This is a genomic window from Streptomyces sp. TRM49041, from assembly GCF_008271805.1.
Lineage (GTDB): Bacteria > Actinomycetota > Actinomycetes > Streptomycetales > Streptomycetaceae > Streptomyces.
On record NZ_VSRY01000167.1, the window covers coordinates 111862 to 128742 of the forward strand.

17 protein-coding genes are annotated in these 16881 nt (G+C 70.9%); 13 read left to right on the forward strand and 4 right to left on the reverse strand.

What is annotated here, in order from left to right; translation table 11 throughout:
* Window positions 1-7: 7 nt before the first annotated feature.
* From FVS66_RS30485 to FVS66_RS30525, 9 genes are all read left to right on the forward strand, one after another.
* Entirely contained in the window at window positions 8-1273 is a 1266-nt protein-coding gene (locus FVS66_RS30485) for an MCE family protein (protein WP_149184474.1), read from the forward strand.
* Entirely contained in the window at window positions 1270-2412 is a 1143-nt protein-coding gene (locus FVS66_RS30490) for an MlaD family protein (protein WP_149184475.1), read from the forward strand. Before FVS66_RS30485 ends, FVS66_RS30490 begins: the two co-directional genes overlap by 4 nt.
* Window positions 2409-3392 carry an MCE family protein gene (locus FVS66_RS30495; RefSeq protein ID WP_149184476.1) on the forward strand — a complete coding sequence of 328 codons (984 nt, stop codon included), beginning with the start codon at window positions 2409-2411 and terminating at the stop codon, window positions 3390-3392. The genes FVS66_RS30490 and FVS66_RS30495 overlap by 4 nt, the downstream gene beginning before the upstream one ends.
* Before the next feature lie 32 nt (window positions 3393-3424).
* On the forward strand, window positions 3425-4534 hold the full coding sequence (locus tag FVS66_RS30500; RefSeq protein WP_262387294.1) for an MCE family protein: 1110 nt from the start codon (window positions 3425-3427) through the stop codon (window positions 4532-4534).
* The gene (locus tag FVS66_RS30505; protein WP_149184478.1) at window positions 4531-5868 is read left to right on the forward strand and encodes an MCE family protein; all 1338 of its coding nucleotides are present in this window, start codon (window positions 4531-4533) and stop codon (window positions 5866-5868) included. The genes FVS66_RS30500 and FVS66_RS30505 overlap by 4 nt, the downstream gene beginning before the upstream one ends.
* On the forward strand, window positions 5865-7064 hold the full coding sequence (locus FVS66_RS30510; RefSeq protein WP_149184479.1) for an MlaD family protein: 1200 nt from the start codon (window positions 5865-5867) through the stop codon (window positions 7062-7064). Before FVS66_RS30505 ends, FVS66_RS30510 begins: the two co-directional genes overlap by 4 nt.
* 2 nt (window positions 7065-7066) lie before the next feature.
* Window positions 7067-7621: a hypothetical protein gene (locus FVS66_RS30515; protein WP_399226619.1), complete on the forward strand. Its 555-nt coding sequence runs from the start codon at window positions 7067-7069 to the stop codon at window positions 7619-7621.
* 51 nt (window positions 7622-7672) lie between these two features.
* Window positions 7673-8371, forward strand: a complete 699-nt coding sequence (locus FVS66_RS30520; protein WP_399226621.1) for a hypothetical protein — start codon at window positions 7673-7675, stop codon at window positions 8369-8371.
* 157 nt (window positions 8372-8528) lie between these two features.
* Window positions 8529-9344 (forward strand): helix-turn-helix transcriptional regulator, encoded by an 816-nt coding sequence (locus FVS66_RS30525; RefSeq protein ID WP_149184480.1) that lies wholly within the window; start codon window positions 8529-8531, stop codon window positions 9342-9344.
* A gap of 2 nt (window positions 9345-9346) precedes the next feature.
* On the opposite strand, the gene FVS66_RS30530 is transcribed toward FVS66_RS30525, so the two are convergent.
* The 4 genes from FVS66_RS30530 to FVS66_RS30545 are packed head-to-tail and all read right to left on the reverse strand — an operon-like array spanning window position 9347 to window position 12528.
* Window positions 9347-9997 (reverse strand): LysE family translocator, encoded by a 651-nt coding sequence (locus FVS66_RS30530; RefSeq protein ID WP_149184481.1) that lies wholly within the window; start codon window positions 9995-9997, stop codon window positions 9347-9349.
* Complete coding sequence (locus tag FVS66_RS30535) at window positions 9994-10977, reverse strand: PDR/VanB family oxidoreductase (RefSeq protein ID WP_149184482.1); 984 nt, start codon at window positions 10975-10977, stop codon at window positions 9994-9996. The genes FVS66_RS30530 and FVS66_RS30535 overlap by 4 nt, the downstream gene beginning before the upstream one ends.
* Entirely contained in the window at window positions 10974-11468 is a 495-nt protein-coding gene (locus FVS66_RS30540; protein ID WP_149184483.1) for a GNAT family N-acetyltransferase, read from the reverse strand. The genes FVS66_RS30535 and FVS66_RS30540 overlap by 4 nt, the downstream gene beginning before the upstream one ends.
* A gap of 40 nt (window positions 11469-11508) precedes the next feature.
* The gene (locus FVS66_RS30545; RefSeq protein WP_149184484.1) at window positions 11509-12528 is read right to left on the reverse strand and encodes a diiron oxygenase; all 1020 of its coding nucleotides are present in this window, start codon (window positions 12526-12528) and stop codon (window positions 11509-11511) included.
* Between the two features lie 256 nt (window positions 12529-12784).
* Between FVS66_RS30545 and FVS66_RS36330 the strand changes: the two genes are divergently transcribed.
* The 4 genes from FVS66_RS36330 to FVS66_RS30565 all read left to right on the forward strand — a co-directional run bounded on the left by FVS66_RS36330 (window position 12785) and on the right by FVS66_RS30565 (window position 16655).
* On the forward strand, window positions 12785-13600 hold the full coding sequence (locus tag FVS66_RS36330) for an MOSC domain-containing protein (RefSeq protein ID WP_149184485.1): 816 nt from the start codon (window positions 12785-12787) through the stop codon (window positions 13598-13600).
* A complete protein-coding gene (locus FVS66_RS30555; protein WP_316248231.1) occupies window positions 13597-14877 on the forward strand; it encodes a beta-ketoacyl-[acyl-carrier-protein] synthase family protein in 1281 nt (426 codons plus the stop codon). The genes FVS66_RS36330 and FVS66_RS30555 overlap by 4 nt, the downstream gene beginning before the upstream one ends.
* Before the next feature lie 651 nt (window positions 14878-15528).
* On the forward strand, window positions 15529-15975 hold the full coding sequence (locus FVS66_RS30560) for a MerR family transcriptional regulator (protein ID WP_149184487.1): 447 nt from the start codon (window positions 15529-15531) through the stop codon (window positions 15973-15975).
* Entirely contained in the window at window positions 15972-16655 is a 684-nt protein-coding gene (locus tag FVS66_RS30565) for a hypothetical protein (protein ID WP_149184488.1), read from the forward strand. Before FVS66_RS30560 ends, FVS66_RS30565 begins: the two co-directional genes overlap by 4 nt.
* The last annotated feature ends 226 nt before the right edge of the window (window positions 16656-16881 follow it).

Below are 16881 nucleotides of genomic sequence, written 5' to 3' on the forward strand. Positions count from 1 at the left end.
AGCGCCGATGCCCACCGCCACCAAGACCCGGCTGCGGCTGTACGGGATTCTCTTCCTCCTCGTACTGGCCCTGCTGCTGTCCCTCACCGTCGCCGTCTACCAGCAGGTGTTCACCCCGGTCGTCCGGGTCACCCTGCAGGCCGACAGGCTCGGCAACCAGCTGCAGCCGCGCGCGGACGTCAAACTGCGCGGCCTGCTCGTCGGCGAGGTCCGCGAGGTGCGGGCCGACGGCGAGAAGGCCACGCTCAGCCTCGCGCTCAAGCCCGAGCACGTACCGGACATCCCCGCCGACGTGCACGCGCGGCTGCTGCCCAAGACCCTCTTCGGCGAGAAGTACGTCGACCTCGTCGCCCCCGGGAACGGCTCGTCGGCCGGGCGGCCGATCCGCGCCGGTGACGTCATCACCCAGGACCGCACCGCCGTCGGCATCGAGCTCCAGCAGCTGATGAACGACCTGCTGCCGCTGCTGCGCACCGTGCAGCCCGCCAAGCTCAACGCGACCCTCTCGGCCTTCGCCACCGCCCTCGACGGGCGCGGCGACCGGATCGGCGACAACCTGGTCCGCCTGGACGGCTATCTGCGCCGGATCAACCCGCACATGCCGTCCATCAGGGAGGACATCAAGCGGTTCGCCGACGTCGCCGAGGTGTACAGCGAGGCCGCCCCCGACCTGCTGCGCATCCTCGACAACACCCTCACCACCAGCCGCACCCTCGTCGAGCGCAAGGAGCAGCTCGCGTCCGTCCTGACCTGGACGGCGACCGCCTCCGACACCGCGGAGGGCGTCCTCGACGAGAACGCCGACCGGCTGATCACCCTGGGCCGCGTCTCCCGCCCGACCCTCGCCCTGTTCGCCCGCTACTCGCCGGAGTACCCCTGCCTCCTGGAGGGGCTCGTACGGCAGGAAGCGGCGTCCGAGGAGGCGTTCCGCGGCGGGAAGATGCGCATCACCCTCGAGCTCGTCCATCCCCGTCCCCCCTACCGACCCGGCGAGGAACCGCGCTATGCCGACCGCTCAGGACCGAACTGCAGAGGTCTGCCCCACCCGAACGTCCCGGCCCCCCACACCAGGCTCCGCGACGGTACGAAGGACCCGGACGCCGGCAAGGGCGGCGCGGGTGGCTACCGCCCCGTGTCCGCGACCCCGGCCGAGCAGCGGGCGGTGTCCGCGCTCGTCGCGCCCGCGATGGGCGTGCCGGTGGACCGCGTCCCGGCGGTCGCGACCCTCCTGTTCGGCCCCATGGCCCGCGGAACGGCGGTGAGCGTCGCATGAGCCGTAACACCGACGCCCGGGCCACGGCCGGGCCCCTGGTCAAACTCGGTCTGTTCACGCTGGTCACCGTCGCCGCCACGGCGGTCCTTGCCGCGACCATCGTCAATGTGTCCTTCACCCCCGAGGACAGGTACACGGCCGTCTTCAGCGATGTGACGAGCCTGCAGGAGGGCGACGACATCCGGGTCGCGGGCGTACGGGTCGGTGAGGTCGAGGAGATCCGGGTCGCCGACAGGCGCGCCAAGGACGACAACGACGGCAAGAACGGCAAGGACGGCGACGACGGCGACGACGGCGACGACGGCAAGGGCGCCGAGGACGACCGGGCGACGGCCGAGGTCACGTTCAGCGTCTCCCGCGACCGGCCGCTGCTCACCAGCACCCGCGCCGTCATCCGCTACCGCAGCCTCGTCGGGACGCGCTACATCGCCCTGACCGAGGGCGCGGGCGACGGGACCCGGATGGCGCCCGGCAGCCGTATCCCGCTCTCCCGCACCGAGCCGGCGCTCGACCTCAACGCGCTGCTGAACGGCTTCAAGCCGCTGTTCGCCGCGCTCAGCCCGCAGGACGTGAACCAGCTCGCCACCGAGATCATCAAGACCCTGCAGGGCGAGGGCGGCACGGTGAACTCGCTGCTCGCGCATACCGCCTCGCTCACCACGACGATCGCCGACCGGGACAAGCTGATCGGCTCGGTCATCACCCGCCTCAACAACGTGCTGGCGACCGTCGACAAGCGCAGCGCCCGCTTCTCCGAGCTGCTCAAGCAGCTCCAGCGGGTGATCTCCGGCCTGTCCGCCGACCGCAAGCCCATCGGCGAGTCCCTGACCGGCATCAACGACCTGGCCGCCGCCACCTCCGGGCTGCTGAAGGACGCGAGGCCGCCGCTGAAGAACGACATCGCCGAGCTGTCGGAGCTCGCCGGCACGCTCAAGGAGAACGAGAAGACCGTGGAGGGCGTCCTGCGGCGGCTGCCGAACAAGCTCGACAAGCTCATCGGGACGGCGTCGTACGGCTCCTGGTTCAACTTCTACCTGTGCGACTTCGACGGCCGCGTGGTGCTGCCGAGGACGGCCGGCAGGCCGGCCGAGACCATCACTCCCGAACTGCATGTGGCCCGGGCGAGGTGTGCCGGATGACCCCCTTCCGTGACCGCGACCCGGTGGTGATCGGCGCCGTCGGCCTCGCCGTGATCTTCGCGCTCGTCGTGACGGCGTTCAACGCCGGGAACCTGCCCCTGATCGGCAACGGCGACCGGTACCACGCCGCGTTCTCAGAGGCCGGCGGGCTCAGGCCCGGCGACGACGTGCGCGTCGCCGGAGTCAAGGTGGGCAAGGTCGACGAGGTCGACCTGGACGGCGACCACGTCAAGGTGACGTTCCGGGTGAAGGGCGACCCGAAGCTCGGGGAGCGCACCGGGGCAGCCGTCCGGATCAAGACGATCCTGGGCGCCAAGTACCTGGCGCTGGAACCGAAGGGCTCCGGGCGGCTGAAGCCCGGCAGCGAGATACCGCTGAGCCGGACGACCCCGGCGTACGACGTGGTGACGGCGTTCAGCGATCTCACGACGACCGCCGAGGCCGTCGACACCGAGCGACTCGCGACCGCCCTGGACACCCTCTCCACGACGTTCGAGGACTCGCCCGCCGAGGTGAAGGCGTCCATCGAGGGCCTGTCGAAGATCTCCCGCACCGTCGCCTCCCGCGACCAGGCGCTGCGCGAACTCCTCGCCCACGCCAACGGGGTGAGCGGCGTCCTGGCGGACCGGACGCGCGAGTTCCGGACGCTGGTCAAGGACGGCGACAAGCTGTTCCAGGAGATCACCGCCCGGCGGAAGGCGATCCACGCGCTGCTCACCGGTTCCGTGGCGCTCAGCGTCCAGCTGTCCGGCCTCGTCAAGGACAACCGCGAGGCGATCGGCCCGGCGCTCACCAAGCTGAACGCCGTGGTCAAGATGCTGGAGCGGAACCAGCAGAGCCTCGACCGCAGCGTCCAGCTGCTGGCGCCGTACGCCCGGGTCTTCACCAACACCCTCGGCAACGGCCGCTGGTTCGACAGCTACATCCAGAACATGGTCGCGCCCACGCCGGTGGAACCGCGGACGGGAGGAGCACGATGAGGGTCCCCGCTCCGAGGATTCCCTTCAGGACGATGCCCGCGGGGCGCGCGACCGCCGTCGCGCTGGTGCTCGCGCTGCTCGCGGCGGCCGCCGTCGCGCTGTGGCCGAGCTCGCCGAAGACCCGGGTCACGGCGTACTTCCCGCGTACGGTCGGCATCTACCCCGGGTCCGACGTCCGGGTCCTGGGCGTGCGGATCGGCGAGGTGAGGACGATCACCCCGGAGGGCGACCGGGTCCGGGTCGAGCTGGAGTACGAGGGCCACCGCAAGGTCCCGGCGGACGCCCGGGCCGCGATCATCAACTCCTCTGTCGTCAGCGACCGTTACCTCCAGCTGCTCCCCGTGTACCGGGGCGGCGCGGCCATGAAGAGCGGCGCGGTCATCCCCGAGCACCGCACGGCCGTGCCGGTCGAGCTGGACCGGGTCTTCGACAGCCTCCGTACGACGGCGGACGCGCTCGGCCCGAAGGGCGCCAACAAGGACGGCTCGCTGTCCCGGCTCCTCGCGGTGAGCGCGGACAACCTCCAGGGCCAGGGCGTGAAGCTCCACCAGACGGTGGAGGACCTGTCCCAGGCGGTCACCACCCTGTCGGACGGCCGGCAGGACCTGTTCGGGACCGTACGGAACCTCCAGGTGTTCACGGCCGCCCTGTCGGCGGACGACGCGGCGATCCGGTCGTTCAACAGCAATCTCGCGAAGGTCGCCGAGCAGCTCTCCGGGGAGCGCGAGGACCTGGCCGCGGCCATCACGCACCTGGCGTCCGCGCTCGCCGACGTCTCCCAGTTCGTCAGGGGCAACGAGAAGGCGCTGACGGCCGACGTCAAGGGCCTCAGCAAGGTCACGCGGGTCCTCGTCACCCAGCGGGCGGCCCTCGCCGAACTCATGGACGTGGCGCCCGCCGGGCTCTCCAACCTGCAGAACGCCTACAACCCGGAGTCCGGCACGCTCGACACACGCAGCAACCCCGACCACCCGCAGGACCCGGCCGCCCTGCTCTGCTCCCTGCTCAGGACTGCGGGCGAGAAGGCGGACTGCGAGGACCTGAAGACCGTGTTCGACGCCCTGCCGAAGCAGCCGGCGCCCGCCGCCGGGACCGCGTCGACGGACAGGACGCTCGGCGGAATCCTGGAGGCCCGCACATGAGCCGCGCAAGGACCTCGTACCGGAGGACGGCCGCCTGCACGGCGGTCGCCACTCTCCTCCTGACGGGCTGTGAGTTCAACGGCCTGTACGACGTGGAGCTGCCCGGCGGCGCGGCCGCCGACGGCGCCGCGTACCACGTGACGGTGCACTTCAGGGACGTACTCGACCTCGTACCGCAGTCGACGGTGAAGGTGAACAACGTGACCGTCGGCGCCGTCGAGAAGGTCGAGCTGGACGGCTGGCACGCGCGCGTACGGCTGCGGATCTCCGACGACGTGAAGCTGCCCGCCAACGCGGTCGCCGGTCTGCGGCAGACCAGCATGCTCGGTGAGAAGTACGTGGCGCTTGAGCTGCCGACGGACGTGGCGCCGGCCGGGCGGCTCACCGAGGGGGCGGTGATCCCGCTCGCCCGCAGCGGCCGCAACCCGGAGATCGAGGAGGTCCTCTCGGCGCTGTCGGCGCTGCTCAACGGCGGCGGCGTGGCCCAGCTGAAGACCATCACGGTCGAGCTGAACAAGGCGCTGGCGGGCCGCGAGAACCGGGTCAAGTCCCTGCTCTCCGAGCTCGACACGTTCATCGGCGGCCTCGACCGGCAGCGTGCCGACATCGTGCGCGCGCTGGAGGGCGTCGACAAGCTGTCCGCCACGCTCAGCCGCGAGAAGGACACCATCGGCAAGGCCGTCGACACCATGCCGGCGGCGCTGAAGGTGCTGGCCGACCAGCGGAAGAAGCTCACGGCGATGCTCACCTCGCTGTCGGAGCTGGGCAGCACCGGAACCCGCGTGATCAACGCCTCGCGCGACGACGTGATCGCCAACCTGCGCAGCCTCCAGCCGATCCTGGAGCAGCTGAACAAGGCGGGCGACGACCTCCCCAACGCGCTGGAGCTGCTCACCACCTACCCGTTCCCGCGCAATGTCACGGACGCCATCAAGGGCGACTATGTGAACCTCAAGGTCACCGCGGATCTGGACTTCGACAGCATCTACGGCAACCTGCTGGGCGACCCGCCCGCGAAGCCGCCGAAGCTGCCGACCCCGCCGGTCCCGTCCGTCCCGCCCGTCCCGGGTCTCCCGTCCACGCCGTCGGCCCCGTCCGTCCCGCCGATCCCGGGCGCCTCGGAGCCGCCGGGGGTGCCGGGGGTGCCGGGCGGCGGACCGGCGCCGTCGGAGTCGCCGAAGCTGTGCCCGCCGCTGTGCGACGGCACGCAGGCGTCGTACGAGGGCTGGGCCGGAGGCACGGCCGGCAGCCGGACCGGGGGCGGCGCCGACCGGAACCGGCAGGGGATCGACATCTCGCTGGCGGAACTGCTGCTGAAGGGACTGGGGTTGTGATCACCCGCACGGTCAAGGCCCAGCTGGTCGCCTTCGCCACCGTCACGGCGGTCGGCGTGTCGTACGTCGCCGCCCAGTACACCGGGCTCGTCGACCGGGTCCTGGACCGCGGCTACACGGTCCGGGCCGAGTTCGGCGACTCCGGCGGCATCTACTCGGGCGCGGAGGTCACATACCGGGGCGTGCCGGTCGGCCGCGTCGGGGAGCTGCGCCTCTCCGGCGCCAAGGGCGTGTCCGTCGAGCTCCGGCTGGAGGACGGCCCGCGCATCCCGGCCGACACGGTCGCGGTGGTGGCCAACCGCTCGGCGGTCGGCGAGCAGTACGTGGACCTTCAGCCGCGTACCCGGAGCGGTCCGTACCTGCGTGACGGCCAGACCATCCCGCGCGGCAGCACCCGGGCCCCGGTGCCGACGACGGAGCTGATCCTCAGCATGGACCGACTGGTGAAGTCGGTGGACCGGGACGACCTGACGGTCACGGTGGACGAGCTGGGCGCCGCCTTCGCCGGTACGGGCCCGCACCTGAGCCGGCTGGTGGACTCGGGCAACGCCCTGATCGCGTCGGCGACGGACGCGCTGCCGCAGACAGTGGCGCTGATCGAGGACTCGAAGACCGTCTTGAAGACCCAGACGGACCAGGGCTCCGCGATCAAGTCCTTCTCGCGCGACCTGGCGGACCTCACCGCCCGGTTGAAGGCGAGCGACGGCGACCTGCGCGCCCTGCTGAAGAACGGCACGTCGGCCTCGCGGGAGCTGAACACCCTCTTCGAGAACAACGAGCCGCACCTCCCGGTGCTGCTCGGCAATCTGATCAGCGGCGGTCAGATCACCGTCGCCCGGCTGCCCGGGGTCGAGCAGACGCTGGTCACCTTCCCGGTGGTCGTCGCGGGCAGCTACACCGTGATCCCCGGGGACGGCACGACCCACTTCGGCATGGTCGTGAACTCCGACGACCCGCCGGCCTGCCGCCAGGGCTACGGCACCCAGCGGCGCGACCCCGCGGACACCTCGGACCGCCCGGCCAACACCGGCGCCCGCTGCACTGCACCGCGCGGCGGCGAGACGTCGGTCCGCGGCGCCCAGAACGTCCCGGGCGCAGGCCCGGTCAAGCCCGTCCGGATCGGTTCGACCGGCGGAGAACAGACCGTGTTCGGAAAGGACTCGTGGCAATGGCTGCTCGTTGGCCCCATGGCATAGGCGTGGGCATAGGCAGAGGCAAGAGCGCAGGCGAGAGCGAGAGCAAGGGCGCGGGCGCGAGTGCCGTCGAAGGACCCGGACGGGGGAGGGCGCTCCGCATCGCGCTCGGGCTCGTGGCGGCGACGCTGGCGGCCACGACCGGCTGGCTGGGCACGGAGCGGTACGAGCGCGCCGAGGAGGCGGGCCGCGACCAGGACATCCTGGCGGCGGCCCGCCAGTCGGCGCTCAACTTCACCTCGCTCGACTACCGGCACTACGACCGGGACAGCAAGAACGTGCTGAGCGGCGCGACCGGCGAGTTCGCCGAGCAGTTCTCGGCGCAGACCGCGGAGCTGACGAAGCTCGTGGCCACCAACAAGTCGGTCTCCGAGGGCCAGGTCCTGGAGGCGGGCATCGTCGAGTCCGACGAGCGCACGGCCCGCGTCCTGGTGGTCGCCGACAGCAAGGTCACCAACCTGTCGGCCCCGCAGGGCACGTCCCGCAACTACCGGCTGCAGCTGGACCTGGTGTACGAGGGCGGGCGCTGGCTGACGTCGAACGTCGAGTTCGTCGGCTGACCGCCCTCCCGTACCGAGTACCGAGTACCGAGTACCGAGCAAGGAGCACACGTGCCGAAGCCGATGAGCGTGGCAGCGGCCGCCCGAGCGGCGGCGAAACGAGCCGAGAGAGCACGCGTCACGGACACGCGGGACGCGCGGGAGGCCCAGCAGGAGGCACCGGAGGCCCAGGAGGCGCCGCGACGCACCCCGAGGTGGAAGCGCCCGACCACGAAGGACCCGGGCAGGAATGCAGTACGCCGCCCCCGCCCCCGGCTCCTCACCGCGGCGCTGGCCGCCCTGGTGACGGCGGGCCTGGCCGCGACCACCGTCCTTGGCCTGGAGTACCGCGACGCGCGGCGCACGGACGAGGCGCGTACGGCGGCGACGGCGGCGGCACGGAAGGCGGCACCGGTCATCCTGTCGTACGACTACCGTCGTCTGGACCGGGACTTCGCGGCGGCCCGCGGCCATCTGACGGCGCCGTTCCTCGACGAGTACACGAAGACGACGAAGACGGTCGTGGCGCCGACCGCCGAGAAGTACCAGGGCGTGGTGAAGGCCACGGTGGCGAAGCCCGCGGCCGGCGACACGACCCCGGCGGTCTCGGTCGTGCGGGCGTCGCCGGACCGGGCGGTGGTGCTGCTCTTCATGAACCAGGTCACCACCAGCACCCAGGTGTCCGTCCCGCGCGTCGACCTGAACCGGGTCCGGATGACCCTGGTCCGTACCGACAAGGGGTGGAAGGTCGGCGCGGTCGACGCGCTGTGACGGACGGCCTCAAGGCGCGGTCAGGGCGTGACGGACGGCCGGTGGCGAGCGCCAGAGCCCCGGCGCCCCTGTGACTCTCGCAACATGCAGAACATGATCAATATGAAGATATTCTCTGGTCCTGCAGAGCAATGCGACAGAGGAAGCAGCCCACTCGATGAGCCAGTCGTCCGATCCCCACCCCGCGGTCGGCTCCGGCACACCCGGGCTGCTGCGCACCTGGCGAGCGCAGGCCGGGCGGCGGCTGGGCCTCGGCAAGGCTCTCACGCAGGCCGATGCGGCCAAGCGGATGGGCGTCAGCGAGCGGTGGTACCGCGACATGGAGCGCGGCGCCGAAGTGCGGCTGACCCCACAGCTCCTGGAGCGTCTGAGCGAGGTGCTGGTCCTGGACCAGGACGAGCAGATGGCGCTCCGCCACATCGCCTTCGGCAGCGCGTCCTCGGGATTCGAGGACGACCTGTCGGGCTTCGAGTCGCTGCGTGAGCTCCTGGAGCTCCAGCTTCCGCACCCCGCCTATCTGAGCGACTCTCAGTGGGACATCGTCGGCGCCAACGAGACCATGGCCGAGTGGTTCCCCTGGGTACGGCAGCCGGGGGCGAACCTCCTGCGCTGGGTGCTGACCACCGATCAGGCGCGGGAGCAGCTGCTCGACTGGGTGGAGCACGCCAAGCAGTACCTGTCCCTGCTCCGGTTCGCCCAGGCCCGCAACCCGCGGAACCACACCCTGGCCCGGCTCGCCGACGAGGTGTTGAGCGACCCCGACTGCCGGCGGCTGCACGACGAGGACCCGAAGGTCGTCGCCTACCGTGACGGCCACCATTTCCGCCTGCGGCTGCCGCGGTTCGGCGACGAGGTGCTCCAGGTCGTCTCGCGGGTGCTGATCCCTTCGTACCGGCAGGACTCGCGCTTCGTCGTCATCACCCGCACCGACGGGGGCAGCCCGCGCGGGGGCAGCCCGCGCGGGGGCCTGTAGGGCTACTGGCCCGAGAGGGCGAGCAGCAGTCCGAAGCCGACGAGCGCGGTACCGGTGGCACGGTCCATGCCGAGCTGCACCTTCGCCCGCTGGAGCCATCGGCGGGCCAGGACGGTCCCGTAGATGAGCAGCGTGAACCAGACCACGCCCAACAGCACATGGATGAACGACAGCGCGAGGCCCATCCCCAGGGGTGACGCGCCGTCCGGGATGAACTGAGGCAGCATCGCGACGTAGAAGACGCCGACCTTGGGGTTGAGCAGGTTGGTGGTCATTCCCCGGCGCCAGGCGCGCACCGGGGGCTCGGCGGCCGCGGCGCTGGACCACGCACCGTCCTGCGCGGCGCCGTCGGCCCGGTCGCGGCGGAAGGTCTTCCACACCATGGTGGCGCCCATCCACACCAGGTAGGCCGCACCGGCGAGACGCAGGACGGTGTAGGCCGTGGGCGACGTGGTCACCAGCACCGAGATGCCCAGTGCGGCGGCGACACCCCAGGAGGCGGCGCCCGTGCTGATGCCGAGGACGGTGGCGAAGGCGTGGCGTCTGCCCTGGACCACGGAGGCGCGCAGCACCAGCGCGGTGTCCGGCCCCGGGGCCACCATCAGCATCGTCGCCACGATCAGGAAAGAGCCTATGGCGGAGAGCGTGTTCACAGGTCCAGTACGAGCTTTCCGGACCGGGAGCGGCCCACGCAGATCATCATCGTGTCACCGGCCTCCCGCTCCTCGTCGGTGAGCAGGGTGTCACGGTGGAGGGGCGTCCCCTCCAGAACCGTCGTCTCGCACGTGCCGCAGTAGCCCTCCTCGCAGGAGGAGGGGATACCGGGCACGGCCTCGCGCACCACCGAGAGGACGCTCCGGTCCGGGGGAACCGTCAGAGAGCATCCGGTACGGCGCAGCTCGACCACGAACGTCTCGGTGTCCCCGGCCTCCTCTCCCGCGGCGGGGGACTCCTCCGCGGCGCCGAAGCGCTCGAGGTGCAGCGCGCCTTCGGGCAGCCACCGGTCGCAGCGGTCCTCCACCGCCCTCAGCAGCCCCTCCGGCCCACAGCAGTAGACGGCGGCGCCGGCGGGCAGCCCCTGGAGTGCCTCGTCCAGGTCGGGAAGCCCCAGCCTGTCCTCGGGTATGAGGGTCGCCCGGCCACGGGACATCTCCTGGATCTCGTCCTGGTAGGCCATGGTGGCCAGGGAGCGCCCGCCGTAGAGCAGGGACCAGGTCGGGGAGTCCTCGCGTGCGGCGACCTCACGGACCATCGGGAGGATCGGCGTGATGCCGACACCGCCCGCGATGAACACGTAGTGGTCCGCGTCGACGAGGGCGAAGCGGTTACGCGGTCCGGTGATCCGCAGGGTGGTGCCGACGAGCGGGGTGGAGTGGATCTCCGCCGAGCCGCCCCGGCCGTGCGGCTCGCGCAGCACCCCGATGCGGTACCGGGAGCGATCCCGCGGGTCACCGCAGAGCGAGTACTGGCGTATCAGACCCGAGGGGAGGGTCACGTCGATGTGCGCGCCCGGCTCCCACTCGGGAAGGTCCTTGCCGTGGGGATCGACGAGGACCAGCCCCAGGACGCCTTCCGCCTCCCAGACGGCCTGGTGTACCAGTACGTCGCGTGACTGCTGTCGTGGGTGGCTCATGGTCGGCTCAGCTCCGCGGTCCGGTGCCGGTGCAGCGGCAGGCTGTAGAGGCGCTCGGGGCCTTGGCCGGCCTGGTCGGGGCCGCGCAGCCAGCCCTCGGCCTCGAAGAGGCTGACGGCCTCGCGGCAGACGGGCCGGACCGCCAGGAAGATCTCCTCGTGTCCCGCCTCCGCGGCGCCGCGCACGGCCGCCCGCAGCAGCTCCCGGCCGACGCCCCGGCCACGCCGGTCGGGCCGTACACACAGGGTGGTGAGCCGGGGGCCCTTCGAGCCCTTCCCGTGGTGCGGGACGAGGGCCGCCGAGCCGACCACCTCGCCGCCCTCCTCCGCGACCAGATACACGGCGCCGGTACCGGTGGGCTCCCCGAACACCATCACCTCGGCGTCGGCGCCGGTCGGGTCGGCGGGAATTCCATATTCGCACAGCGATGAGAAGAGGATACGGCGGACGGCCTCACCATCCGCGGGGACGGCACGTCGAACATTTACCACGGTGCTCTCCTGAAATATGGCGAAGGAATGGGATGTCGGCTCAGACCTGGTCGATGAGCCCGGCGGCCAGGAATGCGTCCCGGGTGGCCGGATCGTCCAGCACACCCACTCCCCTGAAGTAATGGATGGTGGCCAGTGCGGCTTCCCTGATGGTCTCGGCCACGACCTCTCGCGGATACGACTCGTGCACGATCTGGTCGATCTCCGACGCGCGGAAACCGGATTCGTGGAGTCCGTAGCTCATGGCACGGTAGTCCGGCTCCAGGAACGAGAAGATGAGCTCGGGAATCCAGGGACCGATGCGCCGCTGCTGGTCCCGGCTGAGGGCGGGCCAGACATACTCCAGCAGGCTGCTGAAATAGGCGTGGTGCTTGCCCTCGTCCTCCGCGTGGTCGGCGACCAGTTCGCGTACCGCCTTGGGCAGCCGTTCGTCACGGGGCAGATCGGCGAGCATGTTGGAGATCAACGTCTCGCTCACCACGGCGAAGATCAGTTCGTCGATGCCCCGCAGGTCCGGGTCCATGTGCCGGTGGACCCGGTCGAGACGCTCGATGAACTGGGGCAGCTCGGGCATGTGAGCCGGCACCCCGGTCTGCCGCTCGACCTGCTTGAGCATGTCGTAGGTGAACTGCGCGTGCCACGCCTCGTCCGTGCTGATCTTGAAAGCGTCCTCCTTCATCCTCTCGGGAAGATGAAGGCCGGCCCGGCCACGGCTGATCTGGGAACTGATCGGGATGACCGCCACCTGTTCCAGATCAACGGTGAAGTGGAGGTAGTGGAACAGACGGTGCACGAGAATCCGCTCCACGCACTCCTGACCACGCTCGGCGACCAGTGGGTGCGTGGCCACCGGGACGAACTCCGGCGGAAAGTACAAGCAGTGCTCGCCGCCGCCTTCGAGGACGCGCTGGGGCTTGGCGCGTACGCTCGCCCGCTCCTCCCAGCGGCCGAAACGACTCCGGTAGGAATCCGCTGCCACGGACTTCACACCCGTATGCAGCTGATTCTGTCCGTTCTGGTAGCGCACCATGTCGAGCCGCGCTGCATTGAAAAGGGGCATGCCAGGAAAGTCCTCGAAAGGTGATGGGCGGGAATGGCTGCCGGTGGCGACAGAGTCACGCAGCACCGGTACCGGCCGTGCCGGATCGAGTATTGAGTTCAGCCATTTTCGTTGTCAACCGGCAAAGAATTTCCGGTGACAGAGCGCTACAACAACCGGCAATTATTTGCCGGTTACCCATGTCACTCGGTGCGGACGGGCAGTCGGGGTAACCTGCCCGGGACCGCATCGAGGGAACTTCGAAGAAGGAGTGCGTGTGGGGGGACGACTGGGTTCGGTCGCGCAGATTTGGCGCTACCCGGTGAAATCCATGGGCGGAGAACGCCTGCGGGAAGCCACCGTGACGGACCGGGGGATCGCGGGCGACCGCGCCTGGGCGGTCCTGGACATCACCTCGGGGAAGATCCTTTCCGCCAAGAGGGAGGCCCGGCTGCTGCTGGCCTCGGCGCGCACCTGCCCGGCCGACGGAGTCCTGGTCGACCTGCCGGGACGGGGCGAGTTCCAGGCCGGGGACGCGGCCTTGGCCCGTCACCTGTCGGACTGGCTCGGTCGTGAGCTGCGCCTGATGGCCGCCGTCCCCGGGCAGCGGGCCACGTTCGAGAAGGGCGCCATCGACGGATCCGACGCCGTCAAGGAGATCTCCACGCAGCCGGGGATGCTGTTCGACACCAAGTCGCCGCTACACGTCCTGACCACGGCCGGCCTGCGTGCCGCCCGGAAGTTCCACCCGGACGGGGACTGGGACGTACGGCGTTTCCGCCCCAACGTACTGGTGGAAACGGAGGAGACGGGGGAGACGGCGGAGACGGAGGAGACGGAGGAGACGGCGGATGACACCGGGCCCGAGCAGTCCTGGATCGGCTCGACGATTCGGCTGGACGGCACGACGGCATGGGTGCGCAAGGGCACGGTCCGCTGTGTGATGACGTCGCACGAGCAGCCCGGGCTCCCGCGCGACCGCGACATCCACCGCACGCTGGTCCGCCACCACGCCAACACCCTGGGCGTGCTGGCCCACCCCGCCCCCGACAGCGCTCAGCTGCTGCTCGGCCGACCGGTCCGGACGACATGAGCGAACGAAGCACACCGGCCCGACGAGTCGTCGTCACGGGCCTCGGCGCGGTGACACCACTGGGCGCCGATGTGCCCACGCTGTGGCAGGGGTTGCTCGACGGCCGCTGCGGCGTACGGGAACTGACCGGCGAGGAGTTCGCCGGCCAGCCGGTACGCATCGGAGCCCCCGCGGCGGTCGATCCGGCCTCCCTGCTGTCCCGGCCGCAGGCCAGACGCATGAACCGATCGGCCCAGTTCGCGGTCCTCGCGGCTCGCGAGGCGTGGCGGGACGCCGGCTTCGACCCGGCCGGAACCCAGGCGGCGGGCCTGCCCCCTGAGCGGGTCGGCGTCTCGATGGGCACCATCATCGGAGGCGCTCCGGTCCTGGTCGACGCCGACAGGGGGCTGGGCGCCAGGGGCCCTCGGGGCGTGCCTCCCCTGACCGCCCCGATGACCGTGCCCTCCCAGTCCGCCTCCCAGATCTCGATCGACCTGCGCATCACCGGCGAGGCGCGGACCGTGGTGAGCGCCTGCGCCTCGGGTACGGAGGCCATCGGGACGGCCATCGACCGGATCCGCCACGGCCACCTCGACGTGGCCCTGGCCGGAGGCGCCGAAGCCGCCATCACACCGACGGTGATGGCCTCCTTCGCCGCCATGCGGGCCCTGTCGACCCGCAACGACGAGCCGTTCGGCGCCTCCCGCCCCTTCGACAAGACCCGTGACGGCTTCGTGCACGGCGAGGGCGCCGGCGTCCTCGTCCTGGAGGCCGAGGAGCACGCCCTGGCACGCGGCGCCCACATCTACTGCGAGGCCGCCGGCTGGGGCCTGTCGTCCGACGCCCACCACATGGCCGCGCCCGACCCCACGGGCGCGGGCATCACCCGAGCCATCCGACGCTGCCTCCAGGACGCACGAGCGCAGCCGCAGGACATCGTCCACGTCAACGCCCACGCCACTTCAACGGTCGAGGGCGATCTGGCCGAGGCGAGGGCCCTGCACCAGGTCCTCGACGACCGACTCCCCCACGGCCCCGTACCGGTCACCGCGCTCAAGGGCCACTTCGGCCACCTCCAGGGCGCCGCCGGCGCCGTGGAAGCCGTCGCCATGGCCCTCACCCTCCACCACGGCCTCATCCCACCCACCATCGGCTGCGCCAACCCCGACGACGCCATAGCACTGGACGTGGTCACCTTCGTCCCCCGCCCCCTGCCGACCTGGGGCGATCTCGCCCTCAGCAACTCCTTCGGCTTCGGCGGCCACAACGCCGTACTCGCCCTGCGACAGCGCGAGTAGACGAAGGGCGCCGCCTTCGGGATTCGAAAACCCGAGACCTACGCGTTTCCGAGTGGTGCCGGGTTGTGCTGCCGAATCCCACTTCCGCTGATGAGAGGCTTGCGACCTTGATCGACGCGCGGCGTGCTGCGTGGCAACGGAGTTCTGACAGTGGCGGATGGCTTCTGAGTCAACGGTTCCGGTCCACCACACGACCGCCGCGACACCCGGACCACTGATGCCGCTGAAGATGCCGCCGTGGACGGTTCCGCGGGCAGCCGTCGCAGGCCCTCTCGCCAGGCGCTTGATGTGCCGCGCCGAAGCGCTGCACCTTGCACCTCGTCCCCTCGACGACGCGCCGAATGAGCGGCCTTGACCGGCTGTTGTTCTGGCGGCCGTCGGACGCGCGCGTCGAATGTTCATACCGAGATCGGGTGATCGCCGGGCCGAACCGGCGTGCGGACAGGGCCTCTTGGCAGGCGCTCGTTCGGTTTCGCAACCAGGCTCACCACGTGGGCGCCCGGATGGCGGTCGATGCCGGCCGACTTCCCGCCCCGGGCCCGGACGCATGCTTTCTTGCGGCGCTTCGGGGACCTTGGCGGCGCCCTGTGATGGAGGTCACGAAGCTGGAGGTTGAAGCTGGAGCCGTGTCCAGGATTTAGCGTCGTGGACATGGCCACAGCGATATCGCCGGGAGTATCCCGGCTCAGCACCGGAGCACTGGCACGCGCCGGTGGCGTCTCGGTGGACGCCATCCGGTTCTACGAGCGGGAGGGGCTTCTGGCGCCTGCGGAGAGGACCAGCGGCGATCACCGTCGATACCCACCCGAGGCGCTCGACCGGCTCGCCTTCATCCGGGTCGGCCAGCACCTCGGTCTGAGGCTGGAGGAGATCAAGGAGCTGGCGGATGCCTGCGAGCAGGTCCCGGACTGCCCGGTGAACCACACCGTCGAGCTGTTGCGCGGGCGCATCGCGAACGTGGAGCGGCAGATGGAGGAACTCGTCGGCCTGCGTGACCGGCTGGTCCACGTCGTCGAGCAGATGGAGTCCCACCGGGGCGGGGGCCACCTGAGCCCCGACACCGTTCTTCCGGCCTCCGGGACGGAGAACGCCCGATGACCGCACCCCTGACGCCCGCGGCCCGTGCGCTGCACCGCGCCGGTCTGACGGGGGCTCTTGTGACCATCGCATGCGCGGTGGCCTTCCAGGTCCTTGCCGCCGCTCACGCGGACGTGCACCTCCAGCCCACTGACGTGCCGCTGCCCCTCGACGATTTCCTGCGGCCCCTCAACTACAGCCCCGATGCCGTGCTGTTGTGGATGGCCTTCGACACCGTCTTCGTCGTCGCCTACGTGACGACTTTCGCCGCGGCCAGGGCCCTGGCCGTCTCCCGCCCGCTCGGCGCGCTCAGCCTCGCCGCGGTGATCGCGGCCGGCGCCCTGGACACGGTGGAGAACGCCGTGCTCGCCGTCCACGCGGCGCAGTCGTCTGCGGTGGAGCCGCTCACGGCGGCGCCGATGATGACCATGTACGTGATTGCCCACCTCAAGACCGCCGCCGCGACCGCCGGCGTCGCCTTCCTCGCCTTGGCGCTTCCCACGGACACCCGGCTGCTGCGGGCGGTGATCGTGGCGGCGGGCGCCTTCGTGCTGGTCACCGTGGCCGGCGTGGCCAGTCCCGAGCTGGCGCCTCTGGAGGGGTTGCCGATCCTGATGCTCATGGGGTTGCTGGCGGTTGTCTTCGGCCGCCGGCTGAGGGCATCCGCCCCGGCTTCGGCCTCCTTGACCGAGGCGGCGTAGCCGTCTGGATGCGCAGGGCAGTCCGTACGAACGGGCGGCCCGGCATTCGGCTGGCGTACGTCACCGCGTCCAAGGCCCTGGCGGCGGTGTTGTTCACCGGGTGGCCGGTGTGGGGGCAGGCCGCCCTGTCGGCCCGGCAGTCCGCCATGAGGCCGGTGACGCGCGAGCCTCGACAGGAAGGCGGGCGCCCCCTCCGCCCGGGGAACCGGCACGGCGCGGCGTCAGG